General features: G+C 55.6%; 23 protein-coding genes. 11 read left to right on the top strand and 12 right to left on the bottom strand.

What is annotated here, in order from left to right:
- Nucleotides 1–13: 13 nt before the first annotated feature.
- The 3 genes from BLU05_RS19250 to BLU05_RS19240 form a co-directional block, all read right to left on the bottom strand.
- Nucleotides 14–994, bottom strand: a complete 981-nt coding sequence (locus BLU05_RS19250) for a bifunctional riboflavin kinase/FAD synthetase (protein WP_091883554.1) — start codon at nucleotides 992–994, stop codon at nucleotides 14–16.
- Between the two features lie 12 nt (nucleotides 995–1006).
- Nucleotides 1007–1855, bottom strand: coding sequence for a TIGR01459 family HAD-type hydrolase (locus tag BLU05_RS19245; RefSeq protein WP_091883734.1), 849 nt, complete (start codon nucleotides 1853–1855; stop codon nucleotides 1007–1009).
- Nucleotides 1856–1960: 105 nt separating this feature from the next.
- Entirely contained in the window at nucleotides 1961–2296 is a 336-nt protein-coding gene (locus tag BLU05_RS19240; RefSeq protein ID WP_091883733.1) for a winged helix-turn-helix transcriptional regulator, read from the bottom strand.
- 133 nt (nucleotides 2297–2429) lie between these two features.
- Between BLU05_RS19240 and BLU05_RS19235 the strand changes: the two genes are divergently transcribed.
- The 4 genes from BLU05_RS19235 to BLU05_RS19220 all read left to right on the top strand — a co-directional run bounded on the left by BLU05_RS19235 (nucleotide 2430) and on the right by BLU05_RS19220 (nucleotide 5917).
- Nucleotides 2430–3134, top strand: coding sequence for a glutathione S-transferase family protein (locus BLU05_RS19235; RefSeq protein WP_091883552.1), 705 nt, complete (start codon nucleotides 2430–2432; stop codon nucleotides 3132–3134).
- A gap of 134 nt (nucleotides 3135–3268) precedes the next feature.
- Nucleotides 3269–4276, top strand: a complete 1008-nt coding sequence (locus BLU05_RS19230) for a cation diffusion facilitator family transporter (protein ID WP_091883549.1) — start codon at nucleotides 3269–3271, stop codon at nucleotides 4274–4276.
- Nucleotides 4276–4578 (top strand): ArsR/SmtB family transcription factor, encoded by a 303-nt coding sequence (locus tag BLU05_RS19225; RefSeq protein ID WP_091883547.1) that lies wholly within the window; start codon nucleotides 4276–4278, stop codon nucleotides 4576–4578. Before BLU05_RS19230 ends, BLU05_RS19225 begins: the two co-directional genes overlap by 1 nt.
- 94 nt (nucleotides 4579–4672) lie before the next feature.
- On the top strand, nucleotides 4673–5917 hold the full coding sequence (locus BLU05_RS19220) for an MFS transporter (protein WP_091883544.1): 1245 nt from the start codon (nucleotides 4673–4675) through the stop codon (nucleotides 5915–5917).
- 34 nt (nucleotides 5918–5951) lie between these two features.
- On the opposite strand, the gene BLU05_RS19215 is transcribed toward BLU05_RS19220, so the two are convergent.
- Nucleotides 5952–6965 carry a zinc-binding alcohol dehydrogenase family protein gene (locus BLU05_RS19215; protein WP_091883540.1) on the bottom strand — a complete coding sequence of 338 codons (1014 nt, stop codon included), beginning with the start codon at nucleotides 6963–6965 and terminating at the stop codon, nucleotides 5952–5954.
- Nucleotides 6966–7065: 100 nt separating this feature from the next.
- Between BLU05_RS19215 and BLU05_RS19210 the strand changes: the two genes are divergently transcribed.
- From BLU05_RS19210 to groL, 3 genes are all read left to right on the top strand, one after another.
- Nucleotides 7066–7437: a winged helix-turn-helix transcriptional regulator gene (locus BLU05_RS19210; RefSeq protein WP_091883539.1), complete on the top strand. Its 372-nt coding sequence runs from the start codon at nucleotides 7066–7068 to the stop codon at nucleotides 7435–7437.
- Nucleotides 7438–7677: 240 nt separating this feature from the next.
- Nucleotides 7678–7974: a co-chaperone GroES gene (gene groES / locus BLU05_RS19205; protein ID WP_091883536.1), complete on the top strand. Its 297-nt coding sequence runs from the start codon at nucleotides 7678–7680 to the stop codon at nucleotides 7972–7974.
- 66 nt (nucleotides 7975–8040) lie between these two features.
- Nucleotides 8041–9687, top strand: coding sequence for a chaperonin GroEL (gene groL, locus BLU05_RS19200; RefSeq protein ID WP_091883533.1), 1647 nt, complete (start codon nucleotides 8041–8043; stop codon nucleotides 9685–9687).
- Between the two features lie 107 nt (nucleotides 9688–9794).
- Here the strand turns inward: groL and BLU05_RS19195 are convergent, their stop codons facing one another.
- Entirely contained in the window at nucleotides 9795–10199 is a 405-nt protein-coding gene (locus BLU05_RS19195; protein WP_091883531.1) for a winged helix-turn-helix transcriptional regulator, read from the bottom strand.
- A 91-nt stretch (nucleotides 10200–10290) separates the two neighbouring features.
- Here BLU05_RS19195 and BLU05_RS19190 point away from each other — a divergent pair, with 91 nt between their 5' ends.
- Together BLU05_RS19190 and BLU05_RS19185 are read left to right on the top strand one after the other, a co-directional pair.
- On the top strand, nucleotides 10291–10851 hold the full coding sequence (locus BLU05_RS19190) for an NADPH-dependent FMN reductase (RefSeq protein WP_091883528.1): 561 nt from the start codon (nucleotides 10291–10293) through the stop codon (nucleotides 10849–10851).
- 69 nt (nucleotides 10852–10920) lie between these two features.
- A complete protein-coding gene (locus BLU05_RS19185) occupies nucleotides 10921–11601 on the top strand; it encodes a glutathione S-transferase family protein (RefSeq protein ID WP_091883527.1) in 681 nt (226 codons plus the stop codon).
- A 7-nt stretch (nucleotides 11602–11608) separates the two neighbouring features.
- On the opposite strand, the gene BLU05_RS19180 is transcribed toward BLU05_RS19185, so the two are convergent.
- Both BLU05_RS19180 and BLU05_RS19175 read right to left on the bottom strand, forming a co-directional pair.
- Nucleotides 11609–11962: a VOC family protein gene (locus BLU05_RS19180; protein ID WP_091883524.1), complete on the bottom strand. Its 354-nt coding sequence runs from the start codon at nucleotides 11960–11962 to the stop codon at nucleotides 11609–11611.
- A 1-nt stretch (nucleotide 11963) separates the two neighbouring features.
- Nucleotides 11964–12371, bottom strand: coding sequence for an SRPBCC family protein (locus BLU05_RS19175; protein WP_091883523.1), 408 nt, complete (start codon nucleotides 12369–12371; stop codon nucleotides 11964–11966).
- Between the two features lie 186 nt (nucleotides 12372–12557).
- Between BLU05_RS19175 and fumC the strand changes: the two genes are divergently transcribed.
- Both fumC and BLU05_RS19160 read left to right on the top strand, forming a co-directional pair.
- A complete protein-coding gene (fumC, locus tag BLU05_RS19165; protein WP_091883518.1) occupies nucleotides 12558–13949 on the top strand; it encodes a class II fumarate hydratase in 1392 nt (463 codons plus the stop codon).
- Nucleotides 13950–14059: 110 nt separating this feature from the next.
- Complete coding sequence (locus tag BLU05_RS19160; RefSeq protein ID WP_091883515.1) at nucleotides 14060–14467, top strand: DoxX family protein; 408 nt, start codon at nucleotides 14060–14062, stop codon at nucleotides 14465–14467.
- Nucleotides 14468–14531: 64 nt separating this feature from the next.
- Here the strand turns inward: BLU05_RS19160 and msrA are convergent, their stop codons facing one another.
- The 5 genes from msrA to hisS form a co-directional block, all read right to left on the bottom strand.
- Nucleotides 14532–15218, bottom strand: coding sequence for a peptide-methionine (S)-S-oxide reductase MsrA (gene msrA, locus BLU05_RS19155; RefSeq protein ID WP_091883513.1), 687 nt, complete (start codon nucleotides 15216–15218; stop codon nucleotides 14532–14534).
- A 23-nt stretch (nucleotides 15219–15241) separates the two neighbouring features.
- Entirely contained in the window at nucleotides 15242–15739 is a 498-nt protein-coding gene (gene msrB / locus BLU05_RS19150) for a peptide-methionine (R)-S-oxide reductase MsrB (protein WP_091883510.1), read from the bottom strand.
- Between the two features lie 115 nt (nucleotides 15740–15854).
- Nucleotides 15855–16553 carry an ATP phosphoribosyltransferase gene (hisG, locus tag BLU05_RS19145; RefSeq protein ID WP_091883508.1) on the bottom strand — a complete coding sequence of 233 codons (699 nt, stop codon included), beginning with the start codon at nucleotides 16551–16553 and terminating at the stop codon, nucleotides 15855–15857.
- Entirely contained in the window at nucleotides 16550–17671 is a 1122-nt protein-coding gene (locus BLU05_RS19140; RefSeq protein ID WP_091883505.1) for an ATP phosphoribosyltransferase regulatory subunit, read from the bottom strand. Before BLU05_RS19140 ends, hisG begins: the two co-directional genes overlap by 4 nt.
- Before the next feature lie 7 nt (nucleotides 17672–17678).
- Complete coding sequence (hisS, locus tag BLU05_RS19135) at nucleotides 17679–19193, bottom strand: histidine--tRNA ligase (protein WP_091883504.1); 1515 nt, start codon at nucleotides 19191–19193, stop codon at nucleotides 17679–17681.
- Nucleotides 19194–19301 lie beyond the last annotated feature (108 nt).

Genomic DNA, 19301 nt, shown 5'->3' with positions numbered 1-19301 from the left:
ACAATTTACCGTTTCATTGAAAGTTAAGCGTGTCATCCAGTGGGGACAGCGGCTTGACACCCTGCAACAGGCTACGCGCCTCTTCCTCATCGCGTCTGATCTGCTGCATCATCGGCTCAAGTCCATCAAACTTTTCTTCGCCGCGCAGATAGGAGAAAAATGAAACCTCGCAGATTTCACCATAGAGATCACCCGTGAAATCAAACACATAGGTTTCAAGCAACGGCTCGCCATCCGTATCAACGGTCGGTCTGCGGCCAAAACTCGCCACACCGTCATAAAGCGTCCCATCAGCACGCCGAAACCGCACGGCATAAATGCCCTCCTTCAAATGCGTCTCGGGAGGCAGAACCATATTGGCAGTGGGAAAGCCGATTGTCCGGCCAAGCTCTTTGCCATGGATTACCTCAGCCCTAATCCGGTGGCGATATCCAAGAAGCCCTGACGCTTCGACAATTTCACCTGCGCCCAGAAGTTCGCGAATGCGACTGGATGAAATCGCCTGCCCGCCTTCATCGCGGAAGGCATCAACGAGTGTCACCTGAAAGCCGCGCTTTTCCCCGGCATCCATGAGAAAGGCCGGGCCGCCCTGACGACCTTTGCCGAAGTGAAAATCAAAGCCTGCAACAATGCGGCTGGCACCAAGACCGGCAACAAGGATTTCGTCGACAAACACATCGGCGGTAAGCTGCGAGAAATCACGGGTGAAGTGACATTCCACCACCGCATCAAATCCGAGGGCTTCCAGTATGGAGGCTTTTTCAGCGGCGGGCGTCAGCCGGTCCACCGGCTGATCTGGCACAAAAACACTACGCGGATGCGGTTCAAAGGTCAGAACCAGCGAAGGCTTTCCCGCCGCATGAGCGGCATCGAGCGCCCGGCCCAGAACAGCCTGATGACCACGATGCACACCATCAAAATTACCGATCGCCACCACCGCACCCCTCAGATGCTCCGGCAGATGAGAAGGGTCTGTCAGGCGTAGAATCGGCATGATGCATTTACCTCAGGCGAGAGCCGGCATGGTGGCAACGGGATTGCTGCCATGCTTTTTGAGAAAGGCGAGCAGCTTTTCCAGATCAAATATGCCGCCCATCACATAATCGCCAGCGTGAATGCCGCCGGAAATATAGAGCACGTCGATCCCGAAGAGATCAGCACCTTTCACATCTGTGAGCATGCCATCGCCAATAGCAAGCACGCGTGTGAGATCAACAGGCTTGCCGCGCACGACTTCGGCAGCGGCGATTGCTGCCTCGTAAATGGGGCGATGCGGCTTTCCGGCAATCAAGGTACGCCCGCCAAGCTGGCCATAATCGCGCGCCAAAGCGCCCGCACACCAGATCAACCGATCGCCGCGCTCTACAACGATATCCGGGTTGGCGCAGATGAAAGGCAGATTGCGCGAGCGAAAACGCGTGAGCATATCCACATAATCCTCGGGACCTTCGGAATCATCATCGAAAAAGCCGGTGCAGACAACAACATCCGCTTCGCGCTCTTCGGTAAGCTCGACATCAAGCCCCTCATAAAGCGTCTCATCGCGCTCCGGCCCCAGATGAAACACGCGGCGCGGTGCATTGCGGATCAACTCGCGCGTCACATCACCTGATGTGACAATGCGGTCATAGGCGGATTTCGGTACACCAAGCATTTCGATCTGCTGGGCAACACCGGCAAAGGGGCGTGGTGCATTGGTGATCAGAACGACAGTCTGGCCGTTTTCACGCGCGCGCTGCAAGGCGCTGGAAGCTGCGGCAAAAGAATCAATGCCATTGTGCAGAACACCCCAGACGTCGCACAGGAGAACATCATAACGGTCCTTGAGCGCATCGAGACGCTGCAAATGTAGCATGTCGGTCATGCCGATCCTTTCAGATTGCCGGAGCGAACTAAGATGGCATCGCTTAGCCGATAGCGGCAATCGTGTCACCTGTGATTGTCGTTGGAATGACAGGGATCAGGCGGCCGCCAAGTCCAAACCGCGACTTGCAAGACGGGTGCCGCATTCGCTGAGCACATCAACCAATGTCCTCAAACGTTGCCCTTCTTCCGTCAGGCTGTACTCGACGCGCACCGGAACTTGCGGAAAGACCGTGCGCGTGACGTAGCCAGCCTCTTCAAGAGCACGCAGGTCAAGTGTCAGCATGCGTTGCGAAATCTTTGGCATGTCGCGGCGCAGATCGCTGAAACGTTTCGTTCCTTCAAGCAGATAATAGATAAGAAGGATGCGCCAGCGCCCGCCCAGCGCCAGCATGGCATTTTCCACGGGGCATTTGGAAACCAGATCTTTCATCGTCGGCACCATCATCGAATGTTGGTATAAAATATGTACCAACATTACATTTTTGTGCCTTCTTTACAATAGTTACCGGCATTGCCATCTTGCATTTCACCGCGGTCAGACATTCAAAAATGAGGAAATGAAAATGGAACCTGTATTGTTTTACGGCGTGCCGCATGGCTGTTCTTTCGGATCGATTGTTGCACTGGAATGGCTTGGCCAACCCTATCGCCTCGCCCGCATCGACATGCTGGCAAAATCGAAGAGTGACGTCTATCGGCGCGTGAACACCATGCACCAGACACCGACGCTGCTACTGGAAAATGGCGCGAGCCTTAGCGAAAGCCTTGCCATTCTCCAGAACATTGCCGGACGGGATTTGTACAAGAAACTGGGCTTTGCCCAAGGCACAGAGGCCTATGACAAACTCAACCAGATGCTGGCCTATCTGCACACCAGCTTTCATTCGGCCTTTGCCCCGGCCTGGGCCGCCTACAAATTGCAGGAAGGTGATCCGGCGATCAAAATGTTGCGTGATCTGGCAAAGGAGAAGGCAGCAGCAGGTTACGCTTATCTACAGTCTCATCTGCAAGGCAAGGATTGGCTGGTCGGTGACAACAGGACAATTGCCGATGCCTATCTGATCGGCATTGCCCGTTGGGGCGAAGATCTTGGCCTGTTCAACATCAAGGCTGATTACCCTGATCTTTACCGCTATCTACAGACGTTAGAAGCCGACAAGGCTGTGATCTTTGCTCATGCCATCGAGGACGAGAACCCCGCTGCGACAAGCGGTAAGTTCCTTGGCCATGTGACACTGGACGAGGTTGGAACACGGCTTGCCGCCTGATCTCACCTTCCGAAGAATCCACCGGGCAAGCGCCCGGTGGACAGAATAAAATGGCGTTCGGCACGAGCGATTGACAACAAACATATGAATATGTATTTATATGTTTGTTGTCATCAACCAGACGAGCCAGAACCATGTCCCAATCGCATGAGGGTCACGACCACGCGCCCAAGATAACCAACGACAATCAGCGCAAGGTGCTGATCGCCTTTATCATTACTTTTACCTACATGGTCGTTGAGGTGATTGGCGGGCTGATGTCCGGTTCGCTGGCTCTGATTGCCGATGCCGGGCATATGCTGACGGATGCGGGTGCGCTTGCCCTGTCCTATGCGGCGTTTCATTTTGGCCAGCGTGCTGCGGATCAAAGCCGCACCTTTGGCTATCTGCGCTTTGAAGTGATCGCAGGTCTTGTCAATGCGATTGCACTTTTTGCCATTGTTATCTGGATCGCCATCGAAGCTATCGACCGCTTCCGCACACCCGGCGAGATTCTGGCTGGCCCAATGTTCCTCGTGGCCATAATCGGGCTGCTCATCAATATGCTGGTGTTCTGGATTCTGACCCGCGGCGACAAGGAACACGTCAACATCAAAGGCGCCGTGCTGCATGTGATGGGTGATCTTCTGGGTTCCGTCGGTGCCATCAGTGCCGCCATCATCATCTATTTTACCGGCTGGACGCCAATCGATCCAATTCTCTCCATTCTGGTTTCCGTGTTGATCCTGCGCAGCGCCTGGGCCCTGTTGCGCAATTCGCTGCATATCCTGCTGGAAGGCGCACCGGAGAATGCAAAGCCGGAGGAAATCCAGAACTATCTGATGAGCGCTGTCACCGGACTTGCCGCCGTGCGACATGTGCATGTCTGGCTCATCACGTCAGGCAAGGCTCTTGCCACCCTGCATGTCCAGCCAAAGGATGGAACCGATCCGCGCCTTCTTGTGAAAGCGGTCGAAGCGGAACTGGCCAAGCGCTTTGATATTCAGCATGCAACCATTGCCATCGACTGGCCTGACAGCCCAAGCGATGACTGCACCATGGGCGAAAAGCCCGGGGAACATACGGATCACGATCACGCAGATCACAGCGAGACAGGCGATCATGCCAATCATAACCACGATCATGCGGGGCACAAACATTGATGCCCCTCGATCTGCCCTCGGATTCCGACACCGCCACACTTGCCGAAACTTTCAGACTGCTTGGCGATCCCACCCGCTTGCGCATCCTGTTCTTCTGTCTTGAAGCGCCGCGATCCGTGGGCGATATCGCGGAAAGCCTGCAGCTGTCTCAATCGCTCGTCAGCCATCATTTAAGGTTGTTGCGCGGTGCCCGCCTCGTGCGCGGCAACCGGCTTGCCAAGCAGATTTTCTATGAATTGTCAGACAAGCATGTCAGCGGGATGCTCGCGGATATGGCGCACCATGTGCGCGAGGACGACTAAAGACTACTGACAAAATCCGGCAGCATTGTCATATCGGCCATAAAAGTTTTGCATTAGTCTGGCGGAATTGTTCCTCCGCAAGCACGTTTCGCCAATGCAATTCATCACACTGCTCCGCCGACGTTCGATCGGTCTGCTCTGGTCGGGTCTCGCACTGTCCGCCATCGGCGATCAGCTCTATACGATTGCGCTCAGTTGGATCGCCGTCGATATTTTCGGCCCTTCCGCCGGTTACATCACGGCGATCAAGTCAGCCATTATCCTTGCCGTCCTGTTTTTCGGTGGTGCCATGTCTGATGGATGGGATCGTCGCCGTACGATGATCGGCGCAGACCTTTGCCGCTTTGCTGCCCTTGTGCTTGTTGTCGTGGTCTGGATGGTCGAGGGCCAACCGGATGCATGGGTGCTGGCACTTGCCGTCGCTGTTCTTGCAGCCGGTGAAGCCTTATTTCTCCCCGCCCTTCAGACCATCCTGCCGCAGTTGATCATCAATGAGCCGGGGCTGCTGGCGGGAACCAATGCGCTGCTTGATGCGACCAACCGGCTGGCGCGGCTGCTTGGCCCCGGACTGATTGCTCTTGCGGGGGCGATTATCGCGCCCATTCACTTTTTCACGGCCAATGCCCTGAGTTTTCTTCTGTCTGCAGCCGCAATAACAGCTTTGCCGCTCTCAACCTCCCAACCGGCTCCGCCCGTCAGCACTGAACGAAAACACCCCTTCGCCAGCCTCCTATATGGCTACCGCGCCATGCACCGGGAGCCGCTGCTCGGCTTCCTGCTCGACAGCAATGCCTTCATTGGCGGCGCATGGTATGTGGCATTCTTCCTTGCTGTCCCGTTGATCATCTCCAGCCAGTTCGATGCATCGCTGACGACAGGCTTCGGGCTTTACGGCCTTGTCATTGCAGCATTCGGCGTCAGCAACCTCATCGCCAATCTCATTGTCGGCAACCGTGCCATGCCGGAGCAACCGGCACGCATGATTTTCATGGGCGTATGCGCAACTGGCACTGGCATCCTGCTGATGGCTTTGGCCACTCTTGCACCCATGCCGGATCATTGGCGGCTCGGCACGTTTGTTCTCGCATCGGGTTTGTCCGGCTTTGGCGGCCCGTTCAAGGATGTTGCTTTCGCGACGCTGCGCCAGACCCAGCTGCCATCTGCCGATATTGCACCAGCAACACGCGCCTATATCGTCACCACGCATGTCGGTATGCTTTTCGGCATGCTGGTTGCCCCAATGGTCAGCAACAGCATCAGTCCGAGCGATCTTCTGCTGATCTGCGGTGGCATTTATCTTGCCGTTACCTGCACCGGGTGGTTGCGCTTTGTGCGGTGAAGCAGGCAGAGCGTTGCACCCTGCCCGCTTTCTCTCAGAAACCTGACAGGACGATCTTGCCGCGGGCACGTCCGCTTTCGATCAAGGCATGGGCCTTCTTCAGATTGGCTGCGGAAATCTTACCGAGATCGTCGGCAAGCGTCGTGCGGATTGTACCGGCATCGACCAGTTCCGAGACCTTGTTGAGCAGATTGTGCTGCTCCTCAACATCGACAGTGTTGTAGCGCGAGCGCGTGAACATCACTTCCCAATGGATGGAAATGCTTTTCCATTTAAAGGGCATGATGTCATAGGTTATGGGATCATCGATCAGTCCAAATCGGCCCTGCGGCGCTATCAGCGTGGCAATCTCCATGCGATGATCATCGGAGTTTGTTGTCGAAAAAACAAAGGCGGGCGCACCGAAGCCGAGTGCTTCTACCTGCGCGGCAATCGGCTTCGAGTGGTCAATCACATGATGGGCACCCAACTCCTCAACCCATTTCTTCGTCTCCGGGCGTGAAGCTGTGGCTATGACAGTCAGGTTGGTCAGTTTTCGGACAAGTTGGACCGCAATGGAACCGACACCACCGGCACCGCCAATAATAAGGATGGCATTGGTTGCACCCACAACCGGGGTTTTGATCTGCATGCGGTCAAACAGCATTTCCCACGCTGTAATGGATGTCAGTGGCAAAGCAGCGGCGGCACTGAAATCGAGAGATTTCGGCTTCTTTCCGGCAATACGCTCATCGATCAGATGAAACTCGACATTGGTTCCCGAACGATCCACCGCGCCCGCATAGAATACTTCATCACCGACTTTGAAGTGCTGCACATCCGGTCCCACGGCGGTGACAATGCCTGCAGCATCCCAGCCAAGGACCTTGGGCTGGCCCGCTTCCGGCTTCACACCTGCACGGATTTTCGTATCCACCGGATTGACCGATACGGCTTTCACTTCGACCAGAAGATCGCGCCCCTTTGCTTCGGGCTTGGGCAGATCAATATCGACAAGGGATGTATCCGCAGTGATTGGCTGTGGTTCGTAATAGGCAACGGCACGCATAGGCATTCTCCAGATAAGTTGACGCTGTTCAAATGCGCGCTATGTTTGATAAGTGCAAGAATGCACATAAATTGCATATAGTGTCATAAAGGATACCGTGATGCCGCGTGTACGCCATACGAATTTTGATTGCGCTCCAGGTTGCCCCGTCGAGGGAACGCTCAATCTGATCGGCGGCAAATGGAAGGGAATGATCCTTTACCATCTCATGTCCGGCACACTCCGCTTCAATGAAATGCGCCGCCATCTGAATAGTGTCACCCAGCGGATGCTGACCAATCAGCTGCGCGAGTTGGAAGCCGATGGCTTCATCACACGCAAGGTCTATGCGCAGGTGCCGCCCAAGGTCGAATATTCATTGACGGAACACGGCCGCAGTCTTGAGCCGATTATCTCCGCGCTCAAGATCTGGGGCGACACGCATCTGCGGTCGGAAGCTGCCAAGGATGCAGCTGCCCGCCAGGCGGCTTGAACACCCCGGGGTCATCATTGGTTCACAATTCTATGGAATGATTTTTATGCTGGTCCGAGGACCTGTAACCGCGTGGTTTTTACCACTTCGCCAAAAAAATTGGCCAACCTCTCCCTTGACTCTTCCAAGACCTCCCACTATCTCCGAGCCCAGTTAGCACTCATCAATGGCGAGTGCTAATAACGCGAATGATCATTCGTTCGCTTCACTGTTTTGACACCAACATCAAGGGTTCTAACCATGGCCAAGACCAAGTTCCGCCCGCTTCACGACCGCGTCGTAGTACGCCGGATCGAATCCGAAGCAAAGACTGCAGGCGGCATCATCATTCCGGATACTGCCAAGGAAAAGCCACAGGAAGGCGAAATCGTCTCCGTAGGCACTGGCGCTCGTGACGAAGCTGGCAAGCTCATCCCGCTCGATGTCAAGGCTGGCGACCACATCCTGTTCGGCAAGTGGTCCGGCACGGAAGTCAAGATCGGCGGCGAAGACCTGCTGATCATGAAAGAATCCGACATTCTGGGCATCCTCGGCTAATCAGCCGACACTGCCTTTAAACCAACGAATTTCGATCAAACCGGGTTCAATCCCAGGAGAGATAAAATGGCTTCCAAAGAAGTAAAATTCGGCCGCGACGCGCGCGAGCGCATGCTGCGCGGTGTCAACATCCTTGCTGACGCTGTCAAGGTAACGCTCGGCCCGAAAGGCCGCAATGTTGTTATCGACAAGTCCTTCGGCGCTCCGCGCATCACCAAGGACGGCGTAACTGTTGCCAAGGAAATCGAACTTGAAGACAAGTTCGAAAACATGGGCGCACAGATGGTCCGTGAAGTCGCTTCGAAGACGAACGACATTGCCGGTGACGGCACCACGACCGCTACTGTTTTGGCTCAGGCTATCGTTCAGGAAGGTGGCAAAGCTGTTGCTGCCGGCATGAACCCGATGGATCTGAAGCGCGGCATCGATCTTGCTGTTGCAGAAGTTGTCAAGCAGCTCGGCAAGAGCGCCAAGAAGATCAAGACTTCGGAAGAAGTTGCGCAGGTTGGCACGATCTCTGCCAATGGCGAGACTGAAATCGGCGAAATGATTGCCAAGGCAATGCAGAAGGTCGGCAACGAGGGTGTTATCACCGTTGAAGAAGCCAAGACCGCTGAGACCGAGCTTGAAGTCGTTGAAGGCATGCAGTTCGACCGCGGCTACCTCAGCCCATACTTCGTCACCAACCCTGAAAAGATGGTTGCTGACCTCGAAGACGCCTACATCCTTCTGCACGAAAAGAAGCTTTCGAACCTTCAGGCTCTTCTGCCTGTACTCGAAGCTGTTGTTCAGACCTCCAAGCCACTCGTCATCATTTCTGAAGACGTAGAAGGCGAAGCTCTTGCTACGCTCGTCGTCAACAAGCTGCGTGGCGGCCTGAAGATTGCTGCTGTCAAGGCTCCTGGCTTCGGCGATCGCCGCAAGGCCATGCTGGAAGACATCGCGATCCTCACCGGTGGTCAGGTTATTTCCGAAGATCTCGGCATCAAGCTCGAAAGCGTTACGCTCGACATGCTCGGCCGCGCCAAGAAGGTGTCGATCACCAAGGAAAACACCACGATCGTTGACGGTCATGGCAAGAAGGGCGAAATCAACGCCCGCGTCGGCCAGATCAAGCAGCAGATCGATGAAACCACTTCCGACTACGACCGTGAGAAGCTGCAGGAACGTCTTGCCAAGCTCGCTGGCGGTGTTGCCGTTATCCGCGTTGGCGGTGCTACGGAAGTTGAAGTGAAGGAAAAGAAGGACCGCGTTGACGACGCTCTCAACGCAACACGCGCTGCTGTTGAAGAAGGCATCGTTCCTGGCGGCGGTGTTGCTCTGCTCCGCGCTTCGGCAAACCTGACGCTCAAGGGTGCAAACTCCGATCAGGACGCTGGCATCAACATCGTTCGTCGTGCTCTGCAGGCTCCGGCTCGCCAGATCGCAACAAACGCAGGTGACGAAGCTTCCATCGTTATTGGCAAGATCCTTGACAACAAGAAGGAAACCTACGGCTACAATGCAGCCAATGGCGAATATGGCGATCTGATCGCTCTCGGCATTGTCGATCCGGTCAAGGTTGTTCGCACAGCCCTGCAGGATGCTGCATCGGTTGCTGGCCTTCTCGTCACCACCGAAGCCATGATTGCCGAAGCTCCTAAGAAGGACAATGGCGGCGCTCCACAGATGCCAGGCGGCGGAATGGGCGGCATGGGCGGTATGGACTTCTAATTAGTCCAACGCTGATACATACGGAAAAGGCGGGCTTCGGCCCGCCTTTTTTATTGCGTGAACATGGCGCCAGCCAACGGCTGATCGCAAGGTCACATGAAAATCATCTATTCAGCTGCTTCAGCGAAGCTGGCGGCGATCTCAACACCATGTCCAGAATCGAACCGGGCACGCGCATTGGCGATGCGGTGTTCGTTCTGAATGGCAAAGTCGGCAAGTCCGCGAACCGGCACGAGCAACTCGCGGCCAAGCTCCGTCAGTTCATAATCGACGCGTGGCGGAATGGTTGGATAGACAGTGCGGGTGACAAAGCCATCACGCTCAAGGCCGCGCAATGTGCTGGTAAGCATCTTTTGCGAAATACCGTTGATGGTTCGCTTCAACTCATTAAAGCGCATTGAACCATTGCCCAGATAGTTGATAACCAGCACGGTCCATTTGTCCCCGACACGGGCCAGAATGTGATTCACCGCCGTACAGGCAGAGGTTACTTGAAAGTGCTTCGGTTTCAAAAAAGTGCCTCCTTGCGGGTATTTTGAACAGTCACTTATATAGCGCCAGTAACCAATAGTTACCATAGCAAAAACCTGAGGAATTCTGAATATGACGAAACTGAAAATCGGTGTCATCGTTGGCAGTACGCGGATTGGCCGCTTTGCCGAGTTCCCGGCGAAATGGATCGCCGAAGTTGCCGGCGCACGCGGGGATGTCGAAGTCGAGATTCTTGACCTCATCGACTATCCGATGGCGTTTTTCGGCGAAGAACGCGCCACCACCGAGCAGTCGGAAACGGCCGAGCGCTGGAAGAAGAAGCTGCGTGAATTCGATGCTTATGTCTTCACAGTGGCTGAATACAACCACGGCCCGACAGCCGTTCTGAAGAACGCCATCGATCTTGGCGATTTCATTCACAAGCCGGTCGGCTTTGTCGGTTACGGCGGCGTTGGTGGCGCGCGCGCTATCGAACATCTTCGGGTGATTTTCGTGGAAATGAGTGCCGCTTCGGTCAAGACAGGCATTCACATCTCCTTCCCTGAATATCTGACTGTCGTCAAAGGCGAAAAGAAGCTCAGCGACTACGGCCATCTGAACGAAGCTGCCACCAACCAGCTCGACCAGCTGGTCTGGTGGGGCAAGGCGCTGAAATCAGCCCGCACCGCGTAAATTTCAGGGGTGGCCGTTCATATGGCCGCCCCTTTGCTTATCCAGCAACAACGATTCAGGAGAAACACCATGACCAAGAAGCTTACCCTGATCAGCCATCTCCTTTGCCCCTATGTGCAGCGCGCGGCAATCGCGCTTGCGGAAAAGGGCGTGCCTTTTGAGAAAATCTATATCGATCTCAACAACAAGCCGGACTGGTTCCTCAAGATTTCACCGCTCGGCAAGGTGCCGTTGCTGAAAGTGGAACAGGATGATAGCAGCGAGGCCATCCTGTTCGAAAGCTCGGTTATTGCCGAATATATCGAAGAGACCGAGGGTGAGCCGCACCTGCACCCCGATAATGCGGTTGACCGTGCCCGCCATCGCGGCTGGATGGAATTCGGCTCGACCATCCTTTCGGATATCTGGTCGCTGGAAACCACGAAAGACGCCGGTCTGTTCGACGAGAAACTGAAAATACTGACAAGCAAATTCGGTCGTATCGAAGAGGTTCTCGGTGATGGTCCCTTCTTCGCGGGAACGAAGTTCAGCCTTGTCGATGCGGTTTTTGCGCCGGTTTTCCGCTACTTCGATACATTTGACACACTCGCCGAGCATGGCGTGTTCGCTGATTATCCAAAAGTTCGCGCCTGGCGTCAGGCCTTGTCGGAACGTCCCAGCGTCATCGCTGCGGTCACACCGGAATATCCGCAGCTCCTGCGCCAATTCATGGAACGTTACGACGCGCACATGCTGAAACTTGCGGCCTGAACCAGAATTATTTGTCTGACCAGACTGCGAGTTCATAACCATCAGGGTCGGCGAAATGAAAGCGCCGACCGCCGGGGAAATCGAAAATCGGTTTGACGATTTTCCCGCCAGCGCTTTCGACGCGCGTCAGTGTGTCGGTGAGATCATCAGAAAAGAGGATGACCAGCGGTCCGCCTAACTTGACCTCATCACCCACAGCAAAGCCGCCGTTGAGATTACCGTCGGAGAATTCGCAATAATCAGGGCCGTAATCCTTGAACGTCCAGCCAAATGCCTCACCGTAGAAGGCACGCATGCGCCCAATGTCACTCACGTTGAATTCGATATAATTGATCCGTTTGTCCCTGCCCGACTGAGCCATCTTATATTCCTGACGTTTCCAAAACGGCCTTCAAGGCCTTTAAATCCCGCAAAACCCATGCGGCGTCCTCAGCGAACTTACCGTCGCTCATATCGGGCATGCGAAAAAGGGTAAAACTAACCTCGCAGCCGTCATTGTTTGGAATCACCCGCATCGGCGCATAGACTTCTTCGCCTGTTTCAGTGACGACCCAATGGTCGAGAACGCCATAGTCGTTCGGCGGGGAGAAACGTATCCGCAGTTTTCCGGTAGGGCCGTCCGCAAGCCACTCATCACCGAATTTCTGCAAGCCGGTTGCCAGTCCCGATGCCCATTTCGGCAGGTTGAGCGGATTGGAGGTAAAATCATAGGCGGCATGCCAATCGCGTTCGATGGATACCTGCAAGGTTCGTGAGTCTCGCGTTGTCACGGCTTATCCTCCCAAATCAATAATACAGCACCTGCCACCAAGGCGATCGAGGCCTGAATAGAATCCCTATAATCGATTTTATCCCATTGCCCGACGATTTCCAGAACAACATTCCCGTCGCAAACCTTGCCTCGCGCGGAGGTTCGCAGTAGTGCTTCCGGCAACTCCCAACAGGAAGAGAGCACGATGAGCAATACCCGCACCGAAACAGATACTTTTGGTCCCATCGAAGTCGCCGCGGACAAATATTGGGGCGCGCAAACCGAGCGCTCACTGCACAATTTCAAGATCGGCGGCGAAAGAATGCCGATCCCGCTGGTGCGCGCACTTGGTATCGTCAAGCGTGCCGCTGCCGAAACCAACATGGCGCTCGGCAAGCTGGAGGAAGTGACTGGCCGCGCCATCACCGTTGCAGCCGAAGAAGTGATTGAAGGCAAGCTGGACGATCATTTCCCGCTGGTCGTCTGGCAAACCGGTTCCGGCACCCAGTCGAACATGAATGCCAATGAAGTGATCTCCAATCGCGCCATCGAAATGCTCGGCGGCGTAAAGGGCTCGAAGAAGCCTGTCCATCCGAACGATCACGTCAATATGAGCCAGTCTTCGAACGATACGTTCCCGACAGCCATCCATATTGCGGCGGCTGTTGAGGCAACCAAGCGGCTTTACCCTGCGCTCGATCATCTGACCGCTGCGCTGGCGAAGAAGGAAAAGGCATTCGCCGACATCATCAAGATCGGCCGCACACACACGCAGGACGCAACGCCCGTTACGCTCGGTCAGGAATTCTCCGGCTACCGCGCCGCGCTGGAATATGCCCGCAAGCGCATCGCACAGAGCCTTGCTGACGTGTTCCTGCTGGCACAGGGTGGCACTGCCGTCGGCACCGGCCTTAACGCGCCTGTTGGCTTCGACACAGGCTTTGCCGAAGCCGTCTCCGATATTACGGGCCTCAGCTTCAAGACCGCACCGAACAAGTTCGAAGCGCTCGCCAGCCATGGGGCACTTGCCAATTTCCACGGCAGCCTGAATGCACTGGCCACCGATCTCTTCAAGATCGGCAATGATATCCGCTTCCTTGGTTCTGGCCCCCGTTCCGGTCTCGGCGAACTGAAGCTGCCCGAGAATGAGCCGGGTTCATCGATCATGCCCGGCAAGGTCAACCCGACGCAGGCAGAAGCGTTGACCATGGTTGCAGCACAGGTATTCGGCAACCAGACGACAGTCACCGTTGCGGCCAGCCAGGGCCATTTCGAACTCAACGTGTTCAAGCCTGTGATCGCCCTGAACGTTCTGCAGTCGATCCGTCTGCTGGCGGACTCGATGGTCTCGTTTGCCGACAATTGCGTTGAAGGCATTGAAGCTGATGAAGTGCGCATCAAGGACCTGCTTGAGCGTTCGCTGATGCTGGTGACGGCCCTTGCGCCTGCCATTGGCTATGACAATGCAGCGAAAATTGCCAAGACCGCCCACAAGAACGGCACCACCTTGCGCGAGGAAGCACTGGCCAGTGGCCATGTCTCAGCTGAGGATTACGACCGTCTCGTTCGTCCTGAACGCATGATTGCACCGGAGTAAGAAAAGAAAATCATTTCATTGTGAACAATGCGTCGAGAAAATAGTGGCTTTGTTTGACAATCAAATTTAGTTATCTGGTTGTCACGACAAATTCTTTGGAGAATAACCCCATGTCAGACAACGCACTTGCCAACACAACAACATCCAGCAATGCCATCGTCACGCTGATCAGCCGCATTTTGCTGACCCTTCTGTTTATCCCAGCGGGATTTGGCAAGCTAAGCGACATCGCCGGTACGGCCGGATATTTTGCAGCCAAGGGTTTACCGTTGCCAACTGTAACAGCAGTTATCGTCGGTCTCGTTGAACTCGTGGGCGGCCTTGCCGTTCTCTTTGGCTTCAAGACCCGATATGCGGCTGTTCTTCTCGGCCTTTTCACGCTCGGTGCGGCCTATGTTGGTCACTGGGCACCGTTCGAAGGTACTCAGTTCTTCAAGAACCTTGCAATCGCAGGCGGTTTCTTTGTTCTCGCCCAACACGGCGCGGGTTCGCTCTCTGTTGACGCGAAGCTCCGCTAGTATCTGAGGTATTTCACGAAAAAGGCCGCTTTTCAGCGGCCTTTTTTGTTGTCTCACTCACAAGTCAGTTTGAAACCTTCGTTTCACTGACCAGAACAGGCTTTGCCCGGTAATCCTGCGGGAAGAATTTGCTCAGTCCCTCGATCTTCGGAATATCATAATAGGCGATATAGGGCTGCGTGGGATGGATCGTGGCGTAATCCTGATGATAACCCTCGGCCGGGTAGAATTTATCCAGCGCTGACACCTTGGTCACGATCGGGTCCGAATAGGTCTTGGCCTTGTCGAGTTGATCGATATAGGCCTTGACGATTTTGGCCTGATCCTCGGTGGTGGTGAAGACTGCAGAGCGATACTGCGTTCCCGAATCCGGGCCCTGCCGGTTCAGTTCAGTCGGATCATGCGCCACGGAGAAGTAGACCTGCAATATCTTGCCAAGGCTGACGATCTTGGGATCGAAGGTCACCTCAACGGATTCCGCATGGCCAGTCTTGCCGGAGCTGACAGTCTCATAGTCGGCCGTCTCCTTCTTGCCGCCGGAATAACCCGATACGGCATTTGTGACACCTTTCAGGTGCTGGTAGACGCCCTGTACGCCCCAGAAGCAGCCACCGGCGAGAACGATAGTCTCCGTTTGGGCGCTAGCGGTCTGGTCAACGGCGGGTGGCGGAACCATGGTGATGCTTTCGGCAAAGGCTGGCGCCGAAGCAAAGACGAGACAGGAAGCAAGGAGGATTTGACGCAATTTCATAGTGCAATTCCTTTCACGGAAACTCAGGCAGCGGCCGGCTTGAAGCTCATGGCAACGCCGTTCATGCAATAACGAAGACCGGTTGGTTTCGGACCATCATCAAAGACGTGCCCAAGGTGGCCGCCACAGCGGTGGCAGTTGACGGCGGTGCGCGACATGCCGAACGAACTGTCCGTTACTTCGGTGACGGCGCCCTTGATCGGTGACCAGAAGCTTGGCCAGCCGGTTCCGCTGTCAAATTTCGTGTCGGAGTCAAACAGCGACAAATCACAACCGGCACAGGCAAATGTACCCTTGCGCTTTTCATGGTTGAGCGGGCTGGTAAACGGGCGTTCCGTGCCCTCCTGCCGCAATACATCGTATTGGTCAGCCGTCAGCAGCTTCTTCCACTCGGCATCCGTGTGCTCGACTTCGAACGTGCCCGCTGCATAGGCCTTGGGTGTCGTCGTGGAAAAGCGCGCGGCGATGAGCGCTCCAAGCCCGAGAACAGCTCCGCCAAAAAGTGATCGGCGTGTCATCATGACATAGTCTCCCTGAACAGGATGACCGAAGCATATCAGTCATCTGCAGGGAAATACGGATGAGAGCGGGTAAAAGTTACAGAGCATCCGTAAAATCACGGATAGTTGATGTAACTCAACTGGAAGCGAGTGCAGCCTGTATGCGCTGTGCAAGCGCAGCAACCGCCGCAGGATCAGCGCTTTGGCGTGAGGAAACGAGGCATGCCTCGGACTTGAGGATGATACCGTCTTCCAGCACCTTCAGGTGATTGGCTTGCAGCGTCGAACCGGTCGAGGTGATATCAACAATGATATCGGCAGAACCGGACGCCGGGGCACCCTCAGTTGCACCGAGGCTTTCGACAATGCGATAGACCTGAATGCCATGCATCTGTGAGAAGAACTGCTGGGTTAAACGCCAATATTTCGTGGCGATGCGCAGTCGCCTGCCATGGCGCTGGCGGTACTCCGCAGCCACATCATCAAGATCAGCCATGGTAGACACGTCATACCAAACTTCGGGGACAGCCACGACCACATCCGCGTGGCCAAAGCCCAGCCGCGCCTCGATCTGCACACGCTCATCGGCTGCGGAGAGAGTTTCGCGGATCAGGTCTTCACCTGTTACGCCAAGATCAACGCTGCCATAGCCCAATTCGCGGGCAATCTCGGAGGCTGACAGAAACAGGATATCGATCTTGCTGTCGCCTTCGACCTGCGCACGATAATTGCGTTGGTCCTTTGGCATGACGACTTTCAGCCCGGCCTTTTCAAGGACTTCAAGCGCCTGTTCCTTCAGGCGGCCTTTGGAGGGAAGCGCAAGGGTAATGGTCATGGCGCAATCTTCTCCAGCCGGTCGAGCCAGATCGAAAAACCAACGCCCGGAATGGAATCAACAGCGCCAAGCATCGTGAGCAAGCGGTCATAACGGCCACCACCAACAATGGCGCCAAGTTCAAGATGATTCAAAGCCCGTGTTTCATAGACAAGACCGGTATAGTAATCGAGTGGACGGCCAAAGGCGGCATCATAGACGATGTTTTCCTGTTCAATGCCCGCCTCGCGCACCGCAACAACCCGCGCCTCGAACTGATCGAGCGCCGGGCCAAGGTCAAATTCATTGGTCTTCGAGAAATTGCGCAGATGTGATGAAGCGGATTGCAATGGCACACGAATGGCCAGAAATGTTTCCAGCGCGGCAAAAGCCTGTGCGGGCAGCTTTACCGAAGCCAGATTGGCTTTCTCGATCAGGCGACGGGCAATCTCGGTGGGGCTACGGCCAGCACCCGGTGAGATACCGGCTGCCTGCATATCCTGTTCCAGCTCCGTGGCCAAACCTGCCTCATCGCTTGCTGAGACCAGCGCGGCGAGCCTCTCGGGCAGCGAACCGTTTTTCTGATTGGACGAGAGATCAGCAAGCAGGCTCTTCAGCTGACCCGGATTGCCAAAGGCGCGTGCCAGCTTCTTCTGCCAGCCGCGCGGCAGGCCGAGTGCCGCCAGCACAGCTTCAAAAATCGCCTGATCACCAAGCAGCGTTTCGAGTTCTGCCTTGGGAGCCACAAGGCGAATGGAAGCGATGGCATCGGACAGCGAGCGGACATCGGCACGGGCGCGGTTGGCATCGCCCAGATCCTCAATCCCGGCCTGAAAGAATTCATTGCCGCCTTCGCGCCGCTGACGGAACACTTCGCCGAGATAGGCATAACGCTTCGGCGTCGCAGCATTCAGCTCAATATGATTGCGGCAGACAGGAATGGTGAACTCAGGCCGCAGGCACAGGCTCTGGCCGTTCTCGTTCTCGGTCAGGAAAATCCGGCGGCGCAAATCCTCGCCTGCCATGTCGAGAAACTGATCGGCAGGCTGAATGACCGGAATATCCACAAGCTCCGCCTCCCGCGATGAAATCAGCGCGGCAAGGTCACTGGCAAAGGCAGGAGCACGGGAACCGGTCATATCAGGATCAGCCAGCCTTCGCCGCGTTGACGCGGTCCTCGGCCTGCGCTTCAAGAATCTTGCGCACTTCCGCAATGAGATCGGTTTCCTTGGCGGTGATCTGGGCCTGACGCCCTTCGCGCCACACGGTATTGTCCTCAATCTCCTGGGAAAGCCGCGCGCCTTCGATCAGATCCTTGATCTGCACTTCGCCATTGTCGCGTTCCTGCGAGCCCTGAATGATGACGCAAGGCGCACCGCGCCGGTCGGCATATTTCATCTGCGGCTTCATACCGGAACCGCCGAGATACATTTCCGCGCGAATACCCGCCTGCCGCAGGTCCGAAACCATCTTCTGGTAACGGCCAAGGCTTTCCGTGTCGCGGTCCATAACCAGAACAACAACAGGCCCGACATTGTCCGAATTATCCAGTTTGCCAAGGTTTTTTAGCGCCGTCATCAGGCGTGAGACGCCAATGGAAAAGCCGGTTGCAGGCGTTGGCTCGCCGCGGAAACGCGATACCAGACCATCATAACGGCCACCGCCGCCAACGGAGCCGAAGACAACCTTTTCGCCCTTCTCGTTGGTCACATCGAAGGTGAGTTCCGCTTCGAAGACTGGGCCAGTGTAATACTCAAGACCGCGCACAACTGATGGGTCGATACGAACGCGCGCACCATAACCGGCAGCCGATGAAAGAGCCTCGATGGTCGCAAGCTCCGCAACGCCCTCAACACCTTTGTCATTGCCAGCCACAACGGTCTCAAGATTGGCGATGGTCTCGCGGCCATTGGCACCGCCCGCTGACGTAAACGCCAACACCTTGGTAATCGCAGCCTCATCGAGGCCTGCGCCCTTGGTGAAATCGCCGCTTTCATCAAGACGGCCTTTGCCGAGCAGCAGTCGCACGCCGTCAACGCCGAACTTGTCGAGCTTGTCGATGGCACGCAGGACGACCAGACGCTGGCCCATCTTGTCATCACCACCAAGCCCGATCGACTCAAGCACGCCGTCCAGAACCTTGCGGTTGTTGACGCGGATGACGTAATCGCCGCGCTTGATACCAACGGCTTCCATGACATCAGCCATCATCATGCACATTTCCGCATCCGCCGAGACGGAAGGTGCGCCGACCGTATCGGCGTCGAACTGCATGAACTGGCGGAAACGGCCCGGACCCGGCTTTTCATTGCGGAACACCCAACCGGCGCGATAGCTGCGATAGGGCTTTGGCAGGCTCTCGAAATTTTCGGCAACAAAGCGCGCCAGCGGCGCCGTCAGATCGTAACGCAAGGACAGCCACTGCTCATCATCGTCCTGAAACGAGAACACGCCTTCGTTGGGGCGATCCTGATCCGGCAGAAATTTGCCGAGCGCATCTGTATATTCGATCAGCGGTGTTTCGACAGGCTCAAAACCATAGAGATCATAGACCTTGCGGATATCGGCCATCATCTTTTCGGCGGCACGCAGATCATCGGGAACCCGGTCCACAAAACCGCGCGGCAGCCGCGCCTTTAACCTGTCTGCCTTCGTTGTCATGATTTTGATCCGATGCCTTGAAGTATCAATTTTGAATTGGAGTTTGCTCTAACCGATCAAGGCATTGAGGGCAAGGAATTACCGGCTCGCAATTGCCGCAGCAGCACG

It is taken from the genome of Phyllobacterium sp. OV277, assembly GCF_900104355.1.
Lineage (GTDB): Bacteria > Pseudomonadota > Alphaproteobacteria > Rhizobiales > Rhizobiaceae > Phyllobacterium.
This window is presented reverse-complemented; position numbering and strand designations above follow the sequence as displayed.

What these genes read in the sequence shown, in the direction of transcription:
- BLU05_RS19250 (WP_091883554.1), bottom strand. Translation starts at nt 994, where the DNA reads ATGCCGATTCTACGCCTGACAGACCCTTCTCATCTGCCGGAGCATCTG.
- BLU05_RS19245 (WP_091883734.1), bottom strand. Translation starts at nt 1,855, where the DNA reads ATGCTACATTTGCAGCGTCTCGATGCGCTCAAGGACCGTTATGATGTT.
- BLU05_RS19240 (WP_091883733.1), bottom strand. Translation starts at nt 2,296, where the DNA reads ATGAAAGATCTGGTTTCCAAATGCCCCGTGGAAAATGCCATGCTGGCG.
- BLU05_RS19235 (WP_091883552.1), top strand. Translation starts at nt 2,430, where the DNA reads ATGGAACCTGTATTGTTTTACGGCGTGCCGCATGGCTGTTCTTTCGGA.
- BLU05_RS19230 (WP_091883549.1), top strand. Translation starts at nt 3,269, where the DNA reads ATGTCCCAATCGCATGAGGGTCACGACCACGCGCCCAAGATAACCAAC.
- BLU05_RS19225 (WP_091883547.1), top strand. Translation starts at nt 4,276, where the DNA reads ATGCCCCTCGATCTGCCCTCGGATTCCGACACCGCCACACTTGCCGAA.
- BLU05_RS19220 (WP_091883544.1), top strand. Translation starts at nt 4,673, where the DNA reads ATGCAATTCATCACACTGCTCCGCCGACGTTCGATCGGTCTGCTCTGG.
- BLU05_RS19215 (WP_091883540.1), bottom strand. Translation starts at nt 6,965, where the DNA reads ATGCGTGCCGTTGCCTATTACGAACCACAGCCAATCACTGCGGATACA.
- BLU05_RS19210 (WP_091883539.1), top strand. Translation starts at nt 7,066, where the DNA reads ATGCCGCGTGTACGCCATACGAATTTTGATTGCGCTCCAGGTTGCCCC.
- groES (WP_091883536.1), top strand. Translation starts at nt 7,678, where the DNA reads ATGGCCAAGACCAAGTTCCGCCCGCTTCACGACCGCGTCGTAGTACGC.
- groL (WP_091883533.1), top strand. Translation starts at nt 8,041, where the DNA reads ATGGCTTCCAAAGAAGTAAAATTCGGCCGCGACGCGCGCGAGCGCATG.
- BLU05_RS19190 (WP_091883528.1), top strand. Translation starts at nt 10,291, where the DNA reads ATGACGAAACTGAAAATCGGTGTCATCGTTGGCAGTACGCGGATTGGC.
- BLU05_RS19185 (WP_091883527.1), top strand. Translation starts at nt 10,921, where the DNA reads ATGACCAAGAAGCTTACCCTGATCAGCCATCTCCTTTGCCCCTATGTG.
- BLU05_RS19180 (WP_091883524.1), bottom strand. Translation starts at nt 11,962, where the DNA reads ATGGCTCAGTCGGGCAGGGACAAACGGATCAATTATATCGAATTCAAC.
- fumC (WP_091883518.1), top strand. Translation starts at nt 12,558, where the DNA reads ATGAGCAATACCCGCACCGAAACAGATACTTTTGGTCCCATCGAAGTC.
- BLU05_RS19160 (WP_091883515.1), top strand. Translation starts at nt 14,060, where the DNA reads ATGTCAGACAACGCACTTGCCAACACAACAACATCCAGCAATGCCATC.
- msrA (WP_091883513.1), bottom strand. Translation starts at nt 15,218, where the DNA reads ATGAAATTGCGTCAAATCCTCCTTGCTTCCTGTCTCGTCTTTGCTTCG.
- msrB (WP_091883510.1), bottom strand. Translation starts at nt 15,739, where the DNA reads ATGATGACACGCCGATCACTTTTTGGCGGAGCTGTTCTCGGGCTTGGA.
- hisG (WP_091883508.1), bottom strand. Translation starts at nt 16,553, where the DNA reads ATGACCATTACCCTTGCGCTTCCCTCCAAAGGCCGCCTGAAGGAACAG.
- BLU05_RS19140 (WP_091883505.1), bottom strand. Translation starts at nt 17,671, where the DNA reads ATGACCGGTTCCCGTGCTCCTGCCTTTGCCAGTGACCTTGCCGCGCTG.
- hisS (WP_091883504.1), bottom strand. Translation starts at nt 19,193, where the DNA reads ATGACAACGAAGGCAGACAGGTTAAAGGCGCGGCTGCCGCGCGGTTTT.